This is a genomic window from Streptomyces sp. NRRL S-495 (genome assembly GCF_000966955.1).
Taxonomy (GTDB): Bacteria; Actinomycetota; Actinomycetes; order Streptomycetales; family Streptomycetaceae; genus Kitasatospora; species Kitasatospora purpeofusca.
Genome location: NZ_JZWY01000017.1, coordinates 60,439 through 74,612 on the forward strand (window position 1 = coordinate 60,439; position 14,174 = coordinate 74,612).

Below are 14,174 nucleotides of genomic sequence, written 5' to 3' on the forward strand. Positions count from 1 at the left end.
CGGGCGGTCGGCGGGGACCGTAGCGTCCCGGCCATGAACGCCAAGCGCCCGCTGATCGCCGTACTCACCGGCGCCGGGATCTCCACCGACTCCGGCATCCCCGACTACCGCGGCCCGAACGGCCTGTGGCAGCGCGACCCGGGCGCGCAGCGGCTGGTCACCGTCGGCCCGTACCTGTCCGATCCGGAGGTCCGCCGCGAGGCGTGGCGGATGCGGGCCGCGACCGGCGCGCTCGCCGCCGAGCCGAACGCCGGGCACCGGGCGCTGGTGGCGCTGGAGCGGTCCGGGCTGCCGCTGCGGGTCCTCACCCAGAACGTCGACGGACTGCACCAGCGGGCCGGGCAGACCCCGCGCAAGGTGCTCGAACTCCACGGCACCGCAAGGGAAGTGCAGTGCGTGGACTGCCGCGCGACCGGGCCGATGGAAGAGGCCCTGGAGCGGGTCGCGGCGGGCGAGCCGGATCCGGCCTGCCGGGCCTGCGGCGGGATCCTGCGCCCGCGCACCGTGATGTTCGGCGAGCAGCTGGACACCGAGGTGCTCCGGCAGGCGGAGGCGATCAGCACGGCCTGCGAGCTGTTCATCGCCGTCGGCACCAGCCTGAAGGTCTACCCGGTGGCCGCGCTGCCGTACGACGCGGTGCGGGCCGGTGCCCGGCTGATCGTGGTGAACGGCGAGCCGACGCCGCTCGACGAGGCCGCCGAGGAGGTCGTCCGGGAGCCGATCTCGACCGCCCTGCCGGCCCTCGTGGAACGGCTGACAGCCCGCCTCGGCTGACCGCCCGCGCACGCCGGGCGCGGGCGCGGAAAGGGTCGCGACCTTTCCGAACTGCCAAGTCCCGGTGGCCTGTTCTGCGCTACGCTGCCGCGCGGAGCGGCGTGGTCGGTTTCCGGCCACGGGGGGAGGCCGCGCGGGCGGGGCACGCCCGCGCGCCGCACCGGGGCACGGGCGTGCCCGCTCCGCGGCGGCGCGTACGAAGGAGCCCTCATGACCCCAGGCCAGCTGCTGGACCGCACCGCGCTCGGGGGCGAACTGCGGGCGCTGGCCGACCGCCCCGGACTGGCGCACCGTCGGGAGGAGCTCCGCGAACTGGGTCTGGCGCTCTCCGGGGCCGGCGACCTGGACCGCTGGACCGAACTCGACCTGGTGCACAGCTTCGTCCGGCCGGAGAGCGTACGGGCCGCGGTCCGGCCCCGGCCCGCGCCGAGGTTCTGGTCCTGGGCCGAAGTGGCGCTCGGCGGGCTGGTGTTCGTCCCGCTGCTGGTCACCTGGGGCGGGCTGATGCAGGCCAGCAGTGCCTACCGGGCACTGATCGGCGCGGACCCCCGGCAGGCCGCGCGGCCCTTCCTCCAGCTCTGGCAGACCGGCTTCGAGGGCCGCCTGCCCGGCTGGGCCGGCTTCGGCGACATCGCGCGGTCCGCGACCCTGTTCATCGCGCTGCTGCTGGCCCTGTCCGTCGCGCACGGCCTGCGCCGGGCGGGCACCGAGCGCCGCGAGGCGGCGGCCGAGGCCGAGGCGGAGGACCTGCTGGCGGAGCTGGCCCCGCTGCTCACCCGGGCCCAGCTGGTGCTGAACGAGCGCCGCCGTTCGACGCCGCAGCGCTTCGCGGCCGAGCTCACCGGCGCGGCGGAGACCCTGGAACGGCTCGCCCGGCAGGCCGCCGACACCCAGCGCGAGCTGAGCACGGCGGCACTGGCCGTCGAACGCTCGGTCGCCGGGGCCGAGCAGCGGCTGGCCGAGGCGGGCGAGACGGTGGACCCGCTGCGCCGGGCCGTCGACGGCGTGGAGAAGGCGGTCGACGGCATCGGCCGGGCCGTCGACGGCGTCGGCCGGGCGGTGAAGGACAGCGGGGACCGGCTCGCCGAGACCGTCCGGGACGGCGCGGCGGCCACCGACAGCCTGGTCCACCGGAGCGGCAGGCAGGCCGCCGACGCGGTCGACCTGGTCCGGCAGGCCACCGACCGGGTCGGCACCGGACTCGTGGACGCCGGGGAGCGGGTGGAGGACGCGGTGCGGGACCTCGCGGTCGCCCAGCGCGGCTTCACCACCGGCGCGGAGACCGTCGCGGACGTCGGCGGGCAGGTGCTGGAGCGGCTCGACGGCCTGGCCCGGGAGGTCGTGGCGATGGCGGACCGGGTCGCCGCCGCGGCCTCGGCGGCGACCGCGGCGGCGGCCCGGCTGGACGCGGCGGCCGACCGGCGGAGCGACGGGTCCCCGGGGATCGTGATGGTGAAGACCTCCGCCGGCCCAGGACCCGACGAGGGCGCCGCCCGCTCCCGGGGCACCGCCGCCGCCGGCGGTACGGGCGGCAGTACGGCCGGCGACCTGGACGACCGGACGCTGCTGGAGCTGGACGAGGTGCCGGTGCACGGGCAGGGCCGATGAGGGGCCGGTTCCGGACCGCACGGCCCGGCCTCCGCGGCACCCACCTGGTCGGCTGGCTGTTCGCCGACATGCTGCTGGTGCTCGCCCTGGTCGCGATGGGCGACCAGGGCGACCCGGTGGCCGCCGAACGGGCCGCCGGGACGCCCACCGCCACCCCGAGCGCGAGCGCCACCGCGAGCGCCGCGCCGCTCCCCGCCCCCACCCCGACCGGGCCGCGCGGGGTCGAGCACGACCCGGTCACCGTCGACGTGACCGGGGACGCCGCGGACACGACGGGCCTGGCCGCGCAGATCCGCACCGCCACCGAGCCGTACGCCGGACGGCAGGCCGCCGTGGTCCTCACCTTCGGCAGCAACCGCGACCCGGGCGCCGGCCAGGCCTACGCCCACACCGTCAACGGCCTGCTGGCGCAAGCCCGTCCGGAGATGTTCCGGGGCACCACCGCCCGGGACTTCATCTCGCTCGCGGACAACCCCCGGCACGCCTCGCTGGAGATCTACTTCTACACCGGCTGACCGCCACAGCGGCCGACCGCCGACGCCCTGCCGTTCGAAGGAGAAGTGCAGTGCAGATCCTCCCGTTCTACGCCGTCTGCGACGAGTCCTCGTCCATGGCCCTGTACATCGACACCCTCAACAAGGCGCTGTTCGAGCTCCACCAGGAGATCAGCACCAACCCGACCGTCGCCGACAAGACCCGGTTCGGGCTGATCGGCTTCTCCACCGACGCCCATGAACTCCAGCCGCTGGTCGACCTGAGCGACCTCGAGGAGCTGCCGGCCCTGGAGGCCTCCGGCCTGACGTCCTACGGCAGAGCCTTCGACCTGCTCCGCCGGGCGATCGAGCGGGACGTGAAGGAGCTGAAGGCGGAGGGCCACGACGTCTACCGTCCAGTGGTCTTCTTCCTCTCCGACGGCGAGCCGACCGACACCGACTGGGAGCAGCCCTACCAGGACCTGCTCGCCGCCGCGTTCCGGCCGCACATCATCGCCTTCGGCATCACCGAGAGCGCCGACCGGGCGGTGATCGCGCAGGTCGCGACCTTCAAGGCCTTCATGCAGGCGGACGGGAACGCCGATGTGGCGCCCGCGCTGCGGGAGTTCGCGGCCAGCCTGACCCGGTCGATCGTGCGTTCGGTGAGCGGGGCGACCGCCGCCGGTACCGGGATGAGCCTCCAGGTCGACGACCAGGTGTCCGGCTTCACCGCCGTCTCGCTCGACAAGCTCTGAGCCGGGCCGCCGGATGAATCCGCACGAGAGTCCGGCGCCGGGCGGCCAGGTGCCCGAGCCCGGGCCGGAACACGCGCCGACCCGCAAGGACGACCCGATCGAGGTCGCCGCCTCGGTCTACGAGGACTGGGACCTCAAGCCGCCGGGCCCCACGCCCGCGCCCGCGCCCACCGACGCCGTCGTGGGGCCCGTCGTCACCCCCGGGCGGGTGACGCCCGAGGACTTCCTGCCGCGGCCGATCGGCCAAGGCCCGGCCGCGGTCCGCGGGCCCTGGGCGGACCCGGTGTCGCCGCTCGGCGGCCCGGTCGAACCGGCCGCCGCCGCACCCCCGGCCGCGCCTCCGTCCGCACCCCAGGCCGGGACGGCCGCGCCCACCGGGAGCGCGCCCACCGGCGCCGACCCGGTCGTACGGCCGCCCTCGTTCCGCACCCCGGGACCGCTCGCCCACGTCGGCCGCAAGGCTCCCGCCTATCCCGCCGAACCGACCGACATCCCCACCGTCCGCGGCGGCGACCTCTACGGCGTCCTGCTGCCCGACACCGTCGTGGACGGCGGCCGGTTCGGCCGGGTCACCGTCCGGGCCGCCTCCGTCCGCGGCGACTCGCACCGCTACGCGGCCGAGTGCCGGCAGGACGCCGCCCTGGTCGTCCGGGCCGGCGGACTGCTGCTGGTCGCGGTCGCCGACGGCGTCGGCTCCCAGCCGCACTCCCACCACGGCTCCAACGGCATCGTCCGGCTGCTGGCCAAGCAGGTCCTGCCGCGGGCGGACACCCTGCTGGACCTGCTGCGGACCGGCGCCGCGGCGGACTTCACCGCCCTGGCGAGCCGGCTCGTCGCCGCCGCGGCCGAGGAACTCGCGCAGGAGGCCGAACGGTTCGGACATCCGCCGAAGACCTGGTCGACCACCCTCCGGGCGCTGCTGGTACCGGCCGACCCGGAGGTCCCGACCCGGGGCTTCCTCGCGGTCGGCGACGGCGGACTGCTGCGCCTGCGCGAGGGCGGCTGGGAGAACCTGGACGCCGACGGGGACGGCGGCGACGGCGACGGCACCCTGATCAGCACCCGGACGGACTGCCTGCCGGAGGCGTACGAGCTCGTCCGGACCGCGCTGATCACCGACACCCGCCCCGGTGACGTGCTGGTGCTCTGCACCGACGGGCTGGCCCTCCCCCTGGTCAAGGAGCCCGAACTGCGGGAGTTCCTCGGCGGGCGCTGGGGCCGCGAGGTGCCCGGCCTGGCCGAGTTCCTCTGGCAGGCCCAGGTCCGGGTGCGCAGCTACGACGACGACCGCTCGGTCGTCTGCCTCTGGGAGGCGCCGGCATGACCGCCCCGGACATCGCCGGCGCGCTGGCCGGCGGCGCGGACCTCGGACTCGCCCTGCTGCCCGCCGGCCCCGAGGCCGGCCGGGGCGGCCAGGGCCTGGTGCGGCGGCTGGACGGCGTCCCGAGCGTGCTGTTCAAGCGCTACCTGGAGCCCGAGCGGGTGCACGGCCCGGCCCTGGCCGAGCTGGTCGCGCTGCGGCTCGGCCTGCCCCCGGACGACCGGGACCGACTGGACGCGCGGACCGCCTGGCCGCTCTGCCGGGTGGTCGACGGCCCGCGCTGCGTCGGCTTCCTGATGCGCGAGGCACCCGCCTCGATGACCTGGCGGACGGCCTCCGGCGGGTCCAGGCTCACCGAGGCGCAGTACCTGCTCTACCCGGAGAAGCCCGCCACCCAGGGCGTCGTCCGCCCGGACCCGGAACAGCGGCTCGCCCTGGTGCTGGAACTGCTGGGGCTGATCGACCGGCTGCACCGCCTGGGGCTGGTGATCGGCGACCTCTCGCACGCCAATGTGCTCTGGTCGGTGCGGCCCGGACCGGCGGTGCACCTGCTGGACTGCGACGGCATCCGCCGGGTCGGGGCGGCGCCGGTGCTGGAGCAGGCCGACACCCCCAACTGGTCCGACCCGCTCTCCCCGCACGGCAGCGCCGCCTCGGTGGACAGCGACCGCTACAAGGCGGCCCTGCTGATCGGCCGAATCCTGGCCCAGGACCCGTACCTGGCGCCGGGAGCGCCGTTCGAGCCGCTGCCCGGGGTGCTGACGGAACGACAGCTGGGCCTGGCCCGCCGGGCCTGGGAACAGGCCGGCGGACCGTACGGGAGCCGGCCGGACCCGACCGCCTGGCTGCTGGCGCTCGGCGGCCGGGGCAGCATCCCGCTCGCCCCGGCCGGTACGCCGGTGCCGCGCCCGTCCCGGCCGGTCGACGAGCGGCTGTTCGACGGCCGGGCGCCCCGGGGCAGCATCCGGCTGCGGCGGCCGGACTGACGGCAGGTCCTCCGCCCCTGGGGGCCGGACGGAGCGCGTGCGTACGATGATCCTTCCGGCTCCCCCTCACGGCCTGGAGTGATCGACCGATGACGACGACGGTGAAGTTCGACCCCTGGTCCGCGGCGTTCGTGGCCCACCCCTACGACGCGTACGCCGAACTGCGCGCCCAGGGTCCGGCGACGTACTTCGAAGCCACCGACCAGTGGCTGGTCCCGCGCTACGCCGACGTCGGCGCACTGCTGCGGGACCGCCGCCTCGGCCGCACCTACACCCACCGGTTCAGCCACCAGGAGTTCGGCCGGCCCGAACCCGACCCGGCGCACGAGCCGTTCCACACCCTCAACGACAACGGCCTGCTCGACCTGGAGGCCCCGGACCACACCCGGATCCGCCGCCTGGTCTCCAAGGCCTTCACCCCGCGCATGGTCGAGGGCCTGCGCCCGACCGTGCGACGCCTGGCCGGCGAACTCGTCGACGACCTGCTCGCAGCCGGCGGCGGCGACCTGATCGCCGCCGTCGCCGAGCCGCTGCCGGTCGCGGTGATCGCGGAGATGCTCGGCGTCCCGGAGTCCGACCGGCACCTGCTGCGCCCCTGGTCCGCCGACATCACCGGGATGTTCGAACTCAACCCGACCGAGGAGACCGCCCGCCGGGCCGTCACCGCGAGCACCGAGTTCTCCGACTACCTCCGCGCCCTGATCCGCGACCGCCGCACCGCCCCCGGCACCGACCTGATCAGCGCGCTGATCCAGGCCCAGGAGGGCTCCGACGCGCTCAGCGAGCAGGAGATGGTCTCCACCTGCGTCCTGCTGCTCAACGCCGGCCACGAGGCCACCGTCAACACCACCGGCAACGGCTGGTGGGCGCTGTTCCGCAACCCCGCCGAACTCGCCCGACTGCGCGCCGACGTGGACGGGCTGCTGCCCACCGCCGTCGAGGAGCTGATGCGCTGGGACACCCCGCTGCAGATGTTCGAGCGCTGGGTGCTGGAGGACATCGAGATCGGCGGCGTGACCGTCCCCCGCGGCGCCGAGATCGCCCTGCTCTTCGGCTCCGCCAACCGCGACCCCGAGCGCTTCGCCGCCCCCGACCGCCTCGACCTCGGCCGCACCGACAACCCGCACATCACCTTCGGCGCCGGAATCCACTTCTGTCTCGGCGCCCCCCTTGCCAGACTGGAGCTCACCGAGTCCTACGGCACCCTGCTCCGCCGCGCCCCGGACCTGCGCCTGGTCCGCGAGCCCGAGTGGCGCCCGGGCTACGTGATCCGCGGGCTGGAGGAACTGCTGGTCGAGGTGTGACGGAAGAGGAGCTCGGCGCACTCCGGGACCGACCCCCGCTCATCGAGCCCCCCGGTCGGTCCAGTCGTCCCACTGTTCGCGCGACGGCGAACGATCATTGCGTTGCGGCCCTCCCGGCGGGAACCGGGTCCGGGTGGGCCGCGTCGAACCGGCACCGAGGCGCGGGCACCGGCCCGTGCCGGAACCCAGGGGCGAGGTCAGCCATGTCCGCCACGACCGTCCGCACCCGCCGCCCGGCGGTGCTCCTGCTCTGCTGCGCGGCCCTGCTCACCGCCTGCGGCTCCACCGGCGGCGGGACCGGGGTGGTCCGGGCCGAACCCGCCTCGCTGCCACCCGCGGACCCGGCGGCGGTCGCCGCCACCGCGACGGCGACCGCCGCGTTCGGGCTCGACCTGCTGCACACCCTCACCGCGGATCCCGGCGCGGCCGGCCGCAATCTGGTGCTGTCGCCGTCCGGCCTGGCGACCGTCCTCGCGATGGTGCTGCCCGGGGCCCGGGGCGCCACCGCCGAGCAGTTGGCCAAGGCCCTGCACACCGGGCTCTCCCCCGAGCAGTACGCGCTCGCCACCGGCGCCCTGAACCGCGCCGCCGCACCGGGCGGAAAGGGCGGGGCCGTCCTGCGGCGCTCCGACGACCTCTGGGCCCAGCGCGACTTCCCGCTCGACCCGCACTACCTCGGGGTGCTGGCCGCCGGCTTCGGCACCGGTGTGCGCACCACCGACTTCCGCAAGGACCCGGAGGGGGCCAGGAAGGCCGTCAACGGCGTCGTCGAGAAGGCCACCGAGGGCCGGATCAAGGACCTCTTCGCCGAGGGGCAGATCAATCCGGACACCCGGCTCGCGCTCACCGACGCGCTGTACCTCAAGGCCGACTGGGCCCGCCCGTTCAAGGCCGGGCGGACCACCGGCCTGCCGTTCCACCGCCTCGACGGCTCCGAGGCGCTGGTGCCGACCATGGCCGGCAACGAGTCGCTGCGCTACGCCGAGGGCTCCGGCGGCATCCTCGGCGAGCCCTGGCAGGCCGTCGAACTCCCCTACACGGGAAGCACCCTGGCGATGGACCTGATCGTGCCCGCGCAGGGCGGCTTCACGGCGTTCCGCCAAGGGCTGGACCAGGCGCAGCTGGATCTCGTGCTGGGCGCGCTCGCCGAGCGGACGGTCGACCTCACCCTGCCGAAGTTCCGCTTCGACAGCGGGGGCGAGCTCTCGCCCGTACTGAAGGCCCTCGGCGTCACCGCCGCGTTCGAGGACGCCGACCTCTCCGGCATCCCGGGGCCTAGCGCCGCCGAGCGACTCCGGATCGGCCCGGTGGTGCAGAAGGCCACCGTCCAGGTCGACGAGCAGGGCACGGTCGCGGCGGCCGGCAGCGGCGTCGGGGTGGATGCGGTGGGCGCGCCGGCGCCGCGGGACCCGGCCCGGCTGCACATCGACCGGCCGTTCCTGTTCCTGGTCCGGGACACCGCGACCGGGCTGCCGCTCTTCCTCGGCCAGGTCACCGACCCCGCGGCATAGCGGACGGGCGGGCGGACCGGCGGACGGGCGGTCAGACCGGGTAGCGGTCCCCGAGCGCCGGATGGCCCGGCTCCCGGCTGCCGAACAGCACCAGCAGGTCGTCCGCCGTCCGCAGCAGCGTCTCCCGGCCCTCCACCGCCTCGGTCCAGTCGGCCGGCAGCCCCGAGGCGCCGTACGCGGCGCCGACCAGATTGCCGCAGACCGCGCCGGTCGAGTCGCTGTCCCCGGAGTGGTTCACCGACAGCAGCAGCGCCGCCCGGGCCGGCTCGGCGCCCTCGGCCCCCGCCAGCAGGCAGTACACCGCGATCGCCAGGCACTCCTCGGCGATCCAGCCGAGGCCGACCCGCTCCACCGCCTCCGCCGACGGCCCGGACTCCTGGGCCACCCGCACCGCCCGGGCCAGCGCCTGCACGGTCTCCTTCGAGGCCGGCCACTCCCGGGTCTGCTCCACCGTCTCGCCGACCGCCGCCCAGGGCTCCGTCCCGGCCGCCAGCCGCTCCACCAGCGCCGCGAAGGCGCCCGCCGCGAGGTAGCCGGTCGGGTGCCCGTGGGTCAGCTGCGCGCACTGCGCGGCCAGCCCGAACGCCTGCTCCACCCCCAGCCGCCCGAGACCGAACGGGGCCGAGCGCATCACCGTGCCGCAGCCCTTGGAGTGCGCGTTGATCGGTCCCGGCTGGCCCAGCGCCACCGGCGCCTCGAACACCGGGTGGTACTGCACCCCGGTCAGGCAGGCGTTGCCGGGCGCCCGCCGCGCGTACAGGAACGGCTCGCGCAGCAGCCAGCCGTCGTACGGGTGGGGCAGCGGCTCCCGGTCGGGTGCGCCCTGCTGCTGGGTGAGCAGCCACCGCCGGTACGCGCCGTGCACCGCCTCCGGCACCGAACCACCGCCGCCGGACCAGCCCCGGACGAAGCCGCGGATCAGGCCCTCGGCGGTGAAGAGCGTCATCTGGGTGTCGTCGGTGACCTCGGCGACCAGCCCGCCGCCCGGCAGGCCGGTCACCCCGTCCGGTCCGAAGCGCTCCCGGATCTGGTCCAGCCGCTGGAACTCCACCGGCCAGCCCAGCGCGTCGCCGACCGCCCCGCCGAGCAGGGCGCCGCGCACCCGGTCCCGGTAGCCGGTCTCCGTAGTCGTCTTCACACTGCCCGCCCCTCGTCGGTCCCCGTGCCCTGTTGTACCAGGCGCCCCGGTCCCGGCCGAGGCTCCCCGCCGGGCGAACCGCCCCGGGGTCGGCCGCGGGGTCAGCCGCGGATCTCGCCCGAACGGCCGCGCAGGGACGCCCGGTCCGCCGCCGCCCGGCCCGCCGCCCAGCCCTCGCCGTCGCTCACCCGCACCCGCTGCGACACCAGCTTGGGGAACATCCGGCCGACCTCGTGGTCCACCGCCTCGGTGCGCGCCTTCAGGGCCGGCAGCAGCCGCTCGTCCGGGACCAGCTGCTCCGCCGTGCCGTCCTCGCGCAGGTGCCGGCCGGCCGCCGCGTCACTGGTCGTCCGCTCGGTCGCCTCGGTCAGCCGCTCGCGGATCCGCGCCGCGTACGCGACCAGGAAGGACTGCCGGAAGGCCTTGGTCCGGGAGGCCCCGTCCAGGTGCTGCCGGGCCCCGGCCTGCTGCATCGCGTGGGTGGCCTGCACCAGCAGCGAGGTGTACAGCAGCTCGACGCCGTCGAGGTCGGCGTCGAAGCCGATCACGGTGCAGAAGCCGAACTCCTTCGCCCACACCACTCGGCAGCGGTTGGCCGCCGCCACGGCGTCCAGCAGCATCGTCTTGGGGCCCTCGTACGGGTTGTCCACCCCGATCCGCAGCGCGCCCGGGGCGTGCGGGTCGGCACCCTCGACGGCGAGCAGCGCCTCGTCGATGCTGTGCTGGGCCATCAGCTGCTGGGCCTTGGCGGTCAGCGCCTCGGCCTCCTCGGGGAAGTCGGTGGACTCGGCCTTCGCCAGCAGTGCGCGGATCCGCGACAGCATCCGGGGCTCGCCCGCCACCGGGCCGCGCGGCCGCTGCTGCGCAGCCGGCGCCGTGTGCGCCGAGCGCCCCGGGGCGGGGCCGACCGGGGCGATCGGCGGCAGCCGGCCCCAGCTGCGCAGCAACTCCAGCAGTACGGTGGCCAGCGCGAAGCGGTCCAGCCGGTGCCGCTGGGCGAAGCCGGACAGGTACGCCTCGTCGGAGGGCCACCAGACCTCCGCCTCCAGCTCCCGCAGCTGCTCGTGCCAGCGGCGGTCGAGCGCGGCGGCCGGGTGGCGCCGCCCCTCGGCGGCGATGAGGTCCACGGCGAGCGCCAGGTGCACCGGCTTCAGTTCGCGCCGCACCACCCGCACCAGGTCCGCCGGGCGCCAGCCGGCCGACCAGCACCGGCCGACCGCCGTGTCGGCGTGGCCCAGCGCCGCCCGGCTCACCGCCGGCCACAACCCGGCGGAGGCCGCCAGCAGTGAGGCGCCGGTGTCCAGCGCGAGGTCCAGCCCCTCCTCGGGGGCCGTCACCACCCCGCGCACCGCCGTGTCCAGCAGCACCCCGACGTCCCCGCCCCCGCCGTTGCCACTCTGTCCACGCCTGCCCACGCCTACCTCGTCCCACGAACGGTCCCGTGCATCTCCCGCCCATGATGCCGGACCGCCCCGCCGGACGTCGGCTCTCCGGCCCGGGCACCTGTGCCCCGGGGCGCCGCCGCTCGGACCGCTCAGGCCGCGACCGGCCGGCGGACCCCCGGCCCGAACCCGGCCAGCGGAGCCAGCGCCACCAGCTGGCAGACCGCCGCGAGCGGCAGGAACGCCAGGTCCGCCGCCGTCAGCACGGTCCCGACGGCCACCAGCACCGGACTCCACCACCGCAGCACCCGCCCGGCCCCGACCGAGGCGCCCACCAGCAGCGCCAGCAGCCCCAGGTGGAACAGCAGCGGGAGCACCGAGTAGAAGACCGGCTCGACGCCCGGCCGGCTCTGCACCGCCTCGAACAGGCGGTGCTGGTCCGCCTTGTCCACCGCCACCGCGCCGACGTACAGGTCGATCCCGATCTGCCCCAGCGAGGCGGCGAGCCCGGTGAACGCAGCACCCAGCGCCACCCGGCCGGCCACCCTGGCCCCGGGCGTCCGGCGCGGGCCGGGGGCCCGCTCCAGCGCCACCAGCAGCGGGGCGAACAGCAGCAGGGCCAGCAGCAGCAGGCTGTGGCCGACCAGCCAGCCGGGGCCGGGGTCGCGCGATCCGTCCAGCAGCCGGATGCCGCCGTACAGCCCCGCCAGCACGGGGGCGGCGACAACGGCGACGGTGGTGAGGCGGGCGGGCGGCACGGTGTTCACGGGGCACTCCTGACGAGGTGGGGTCCACCGGCCCGGCCGGCGGCTCCGGCGACGGCCGGCACCACGGATCCTGTCCGCCGGGGCCCTCGTCGCGGATCGCCCGCACCGGCGAACCCGGCGGCTCCCCCGCGCGAGGGAGGACACCCCGCACCCGGCTCCCCGCCGCCCGCCGCCCCCGTGCTCAGCCCTCGCCGGCCACCACCGCGCCCGCCTCGTAGGCGAACACCACCGCGTGCACCCGGTCCCGCAGCCCCAGCTTGGCCAGCACATTGCTGACATGGGTCTTCACCGTGTGCTCGCTCACCACCAGCTCGGCGGCGATCTCGGCATTGGACAGCCCCCGGGCGAGCAGCACCAGCGTCTCCCGCTCGCGCGCGGTCAGCTGCTCCAGCAGCCGGGACGGCGGCCGCGCCGGGCGCTCGCCGGAGCCGGGACGCCGGGCGGCGAACTCGCCGATCAGCCGGCGGGTCACCGAGGGCGCCAGCAGCGCGTCCCCGGAGGCCACCATCCGGACGCCGTGCGCCAGGTCGTCGCGGCGGACGTCCTTGAGCAGGAAGCCGCTGGCCCCCGCGTACAACGCGTCGAAGACGTAGTCGTCGATGTCGAAGGTGGTCAGCATGATCACCTTGGTCTCCGGGTACTCGGCGCACACCCGGCGGGCCGCCTCCAGACCGTCCATGACCGGCATCCGGACGTCCAGCAGCAGTACGTCCGGGGCGTGCGCGCGGACCGCCTCGACCGCCTCGGCCCCGTCCGCCGCCTCGGCGACCACCTCGATGTCCGGCTGCGCGTCCAGGATCATCCCGAACCCGGCCCGCACCAGCTCCTGGTCGTCCGCGACGACCACCCTGATCGGCTTCACGCCCCCACCCCCTCCTCCCGGCCCAGCGGCAGCCGGGCGCTCACCAGGAACCCCCGGCCCTCCGGCCCGGGACCGGCCTCCGCCCGGCCGCCGCAGGCCGCCGCCCGCTCCCGGATGCCGACCAGCCCCCGGCCGCCGGAGAGGCCGCCCGCCGTGCGGTCCGGCCGCAGCCGCACCCCGCGCCCGTCGTCGGACACCAGCACCACCAGTTCCGTCCCCTCCCGGACCACCCGGATCTCGATCCGGCCGGCGTCCGCGTGCTTGACCGTGTTGGTCAGCGCCTCCTGCACGATCCGGTAGCCGGCCGCCTCGACGTCGGCGGGCAGCGGTCCGGCCGGATCGTCGACCTCCAGCTCGACCCGCACCCCGGTGCGGCGCACCCGCTCGGCCAGCGCGGGCAGTTCGGCCAGCCGGGGCTGCGGGGCCAGCTCCGGCACCGCGCCGTCCTCCTTCAGCACCCCCAGGACCCGCCGCAGCTGGACCATGGCGTCCCGCCCGGAGTCGGCGATGGTGTCGAAGACCTTGATCGCCCGCTCCGGGTCGCCGCGGACCACCAGCGGCCCCGCCTCCGCCTGGATCACCATCAGCGAGACGGCGTGCGCCAGGATGTCGTGCATCTCCCGCGCGATCCGGGCGCGTTCCTCGGCCACCGCGCGGGCGGCGTCACTGGCCGCCCGCCGGCCGGCCTCCCGGGCCCGCTCCGACTCCACCGCCGCCAGCCGGCGCAGCTCCCGCACCAGGCAGCCGAAGACGAACGCCCCGACCGAGGTCAGCAGCGAGAACAGCGCGCCGTTCGGCGAGCGGGTGCCCACCACATTGGCGACCACGGTCACCGCCAGCACCGTCCAGCGCTGCCGCTCCCCGGCCCGGTCGGCCACCGTGTAGAGCGCGATCACCGCGTACAGCGGCAGTTGCGGCATCGCCGAGTGGGCGAGCACCGAGAGCACCGCCGACAGCCCGCCGCTGAGCGCCAGCACGGTGACCGGCGCCCGCCGCCGCCAGGGCAGCGGCAGGGCCGTCCCGAACGCCAGCAGGTAGATCCACCAGTCCCAGGCGGTGTCGTCGTGGTACACCGACCAGAGCGAGATCGCCGCCGAGCCCACCGCCAGCAGGCCGTCGACGACGTACGGGTCGACCCCGGTCACCCGGGCGCGCCATCGCCCCACTCGTTCCGTCACAGCCTCTCCCCCGTACGCGGGGAACCCGTCCCCGCCCAGAAGATCATGCCCGACCGGCAGCGCGGTGGGCAGTCCCTCCGCGGCCCCCTCCGTGGCCCCCTCCCCGACTCCCGTC

At 76.1% G+C, this 14,174-nt stretch carries 13 protein-coding genes; 8 read left to right on the forward strand and 5 right to left on the reverse strand.

Annotated elements, in window-relative coordinates; genetic code table 11:
- Positions 1-33: 33 nt before the first annotated feature.
- The 8 genes from VR45_RS01540 to VR45_RS01575 all read left to right on the forward strand — a co-directional run bounded on the left by VR45_RS01540 (position 34) and on the right by VR45_RS01575 (position 8,732).
- Entirely contained in the window at positions 34-774 is a 741-nt protein-coding gene (locus VR45_RS01540) for a Sir2 family NAD-dependent protein deacetylase (protein ID WP_045937822.1), read from the forward strand.
- 210 nt (positions 775-984) lie between these two features.
- The gene (locus VR45_RS01545) at positions 985-2,382 is read left to right on the forward strand and encodes a hypothetical protein (RefSeq protein ID WP_052708764.1); all 1,398 of its coding nucleotides are present in this window, start codon (positions 985-987) and stop codon (positions 2,380-2,382) included.
- Positions 2,379-2,897, forward strand: coding sequence for a hypothetical protein (locus VR45_RS01550; RefSeq protein ID WP_045937823.1), 519 nt, complete (start codon positions 2,379-2,381; stop codon positions 2,895-2,897). The genes VR45_RS01545 and VR45_RS01550 overlap by 4 nt, the downstream gene beginning before the upstream one ends.
- Before the next feature lie 50 nt (positions 2,898-2,947).
- A complete protein-coding gene (locus VR45_RS01555; protein ID WP_045937824.1) occupies positions 2,948-3,610 on the forward strand; it encodes a VWA domain-containing protein in 663 nt (220 codons plus the stop codon).
- A gap of 13 nt (positions 3,611-3,623) precedes the next feature.
- The gene (locus VR45_RS41960) at positions 3,624-4,934 is read left to right on the forward strand and encodes a protein phosphatase 2C domain-containing protein (RefSeq protein WP_052708766.1); all 1,311 of its coding nucleotides are present in this window, start codon (positions 3,624-3,626) and stop codon (positions 4,932-4,934) included.
- Entirely contained in the window at positions 4,931-5,917 is a 987-nt protein-coding gene (locus VR45_RS01565; protein ID WP_045937825.1) for a hypothetical protein, read from the forward strand. Before VR45_RS41960 ends, VR45_RS01565 begins: the two co-directional genes overlap by 4 nt.
- 89 nt (positions 5,918-6,006) lie before the next feature.
- The gene (locus tag VR45_RS01570) at positions 6,007-7,221 is read left to right on the forward strand and encodes a cytochrome P450 (protein ID WP_045937826.1); all 1,215 of its coding nucleotides are present in this window, start codon (positions 6,007-6,009) and stop codon (positions 7,219-7,221) included.
- A 203-nt stretch (positions 7,222-7,424) separates the two neighbouring features.
- Positions 7,425-8,732 carry a serpin family protein gene (locus VR45_RS01575; protein WP_052708768.1) on the forward strand — a complete coding sequence of 436 codons (1,308 nt, stop codon included), beginning with the start codon at positions 7,425-7,427 and terminating at the stop codon, positions 8,730-8,732.
- Between the two features lie 31 nt (positions 8,733-8,763).
- Here the strand turns inward: VR45_RS01575 and VR45_RS01580 are convergent, their stop codons facing one another.
- From VR45_RS01580 to VR45_RS01600, 5 genes are all read right to left on the reverse strand, one after another.
- Positions 8,764-9,870, reverse strand: coding sequence for an ADP-ribosylglycohydrolase family protein (locus VR45_RS01580; protein WP_045937827.1), 1,107 nt, complete (start codon positions 9,868-9,870; stop codon positions 8,764-8,766).
- A 101-nt stretch (positions 9,871-9,971) separates the two neighbouring features.
- Positions 9,972-11,285, reverse strand: coding sequence for a DUF2786 domain-containing protein (locus VR45_RS01585; protein WP_353612653.1), 1,314 nt, complete (start codon positions 11,283-11,285; stop codon positions 9,972-9,974).
- 119 nt (positions 11,286-11,404) lie between these two features.
- Entirely contained in the window at positions 11,405-12,019 is a 615-nt protein-coding gene (locus VR45_RS01590) for a hypothetical protein (protein WP_078896132.1), read from the reverse strand.
- Positions 12,020-12,200: 181 nt separating this feature from the next.
- Positions 12,201-12,881, reverse strand: coding sequence for a response regulator transcription factor (locus VR45_RS01595; RefSeq protein ID WP_286163033.1), 681 nt, complete (start codon positions 12,879-12,881; stop codon positions 12,201-12,203).
- The gene (locus VR45_RS01600) at positions 12,878-14,059 is read right to left on the reverse strand and encodes a histidine kinase (RefSeq protein WP_045937828.1); all 1,182 of its coding nucleotides are present in this window, start codon (positions 14,057-14,059) and stop codon (positions 12,878-12,880) included. The genes VR45_RS01595 and VR45_RS01600 overlap by 4 nt, the downstream gene beginning before the upstream one ends.
- Positions 14,060-14,174 lie beyond the last annotated feature (115 nt).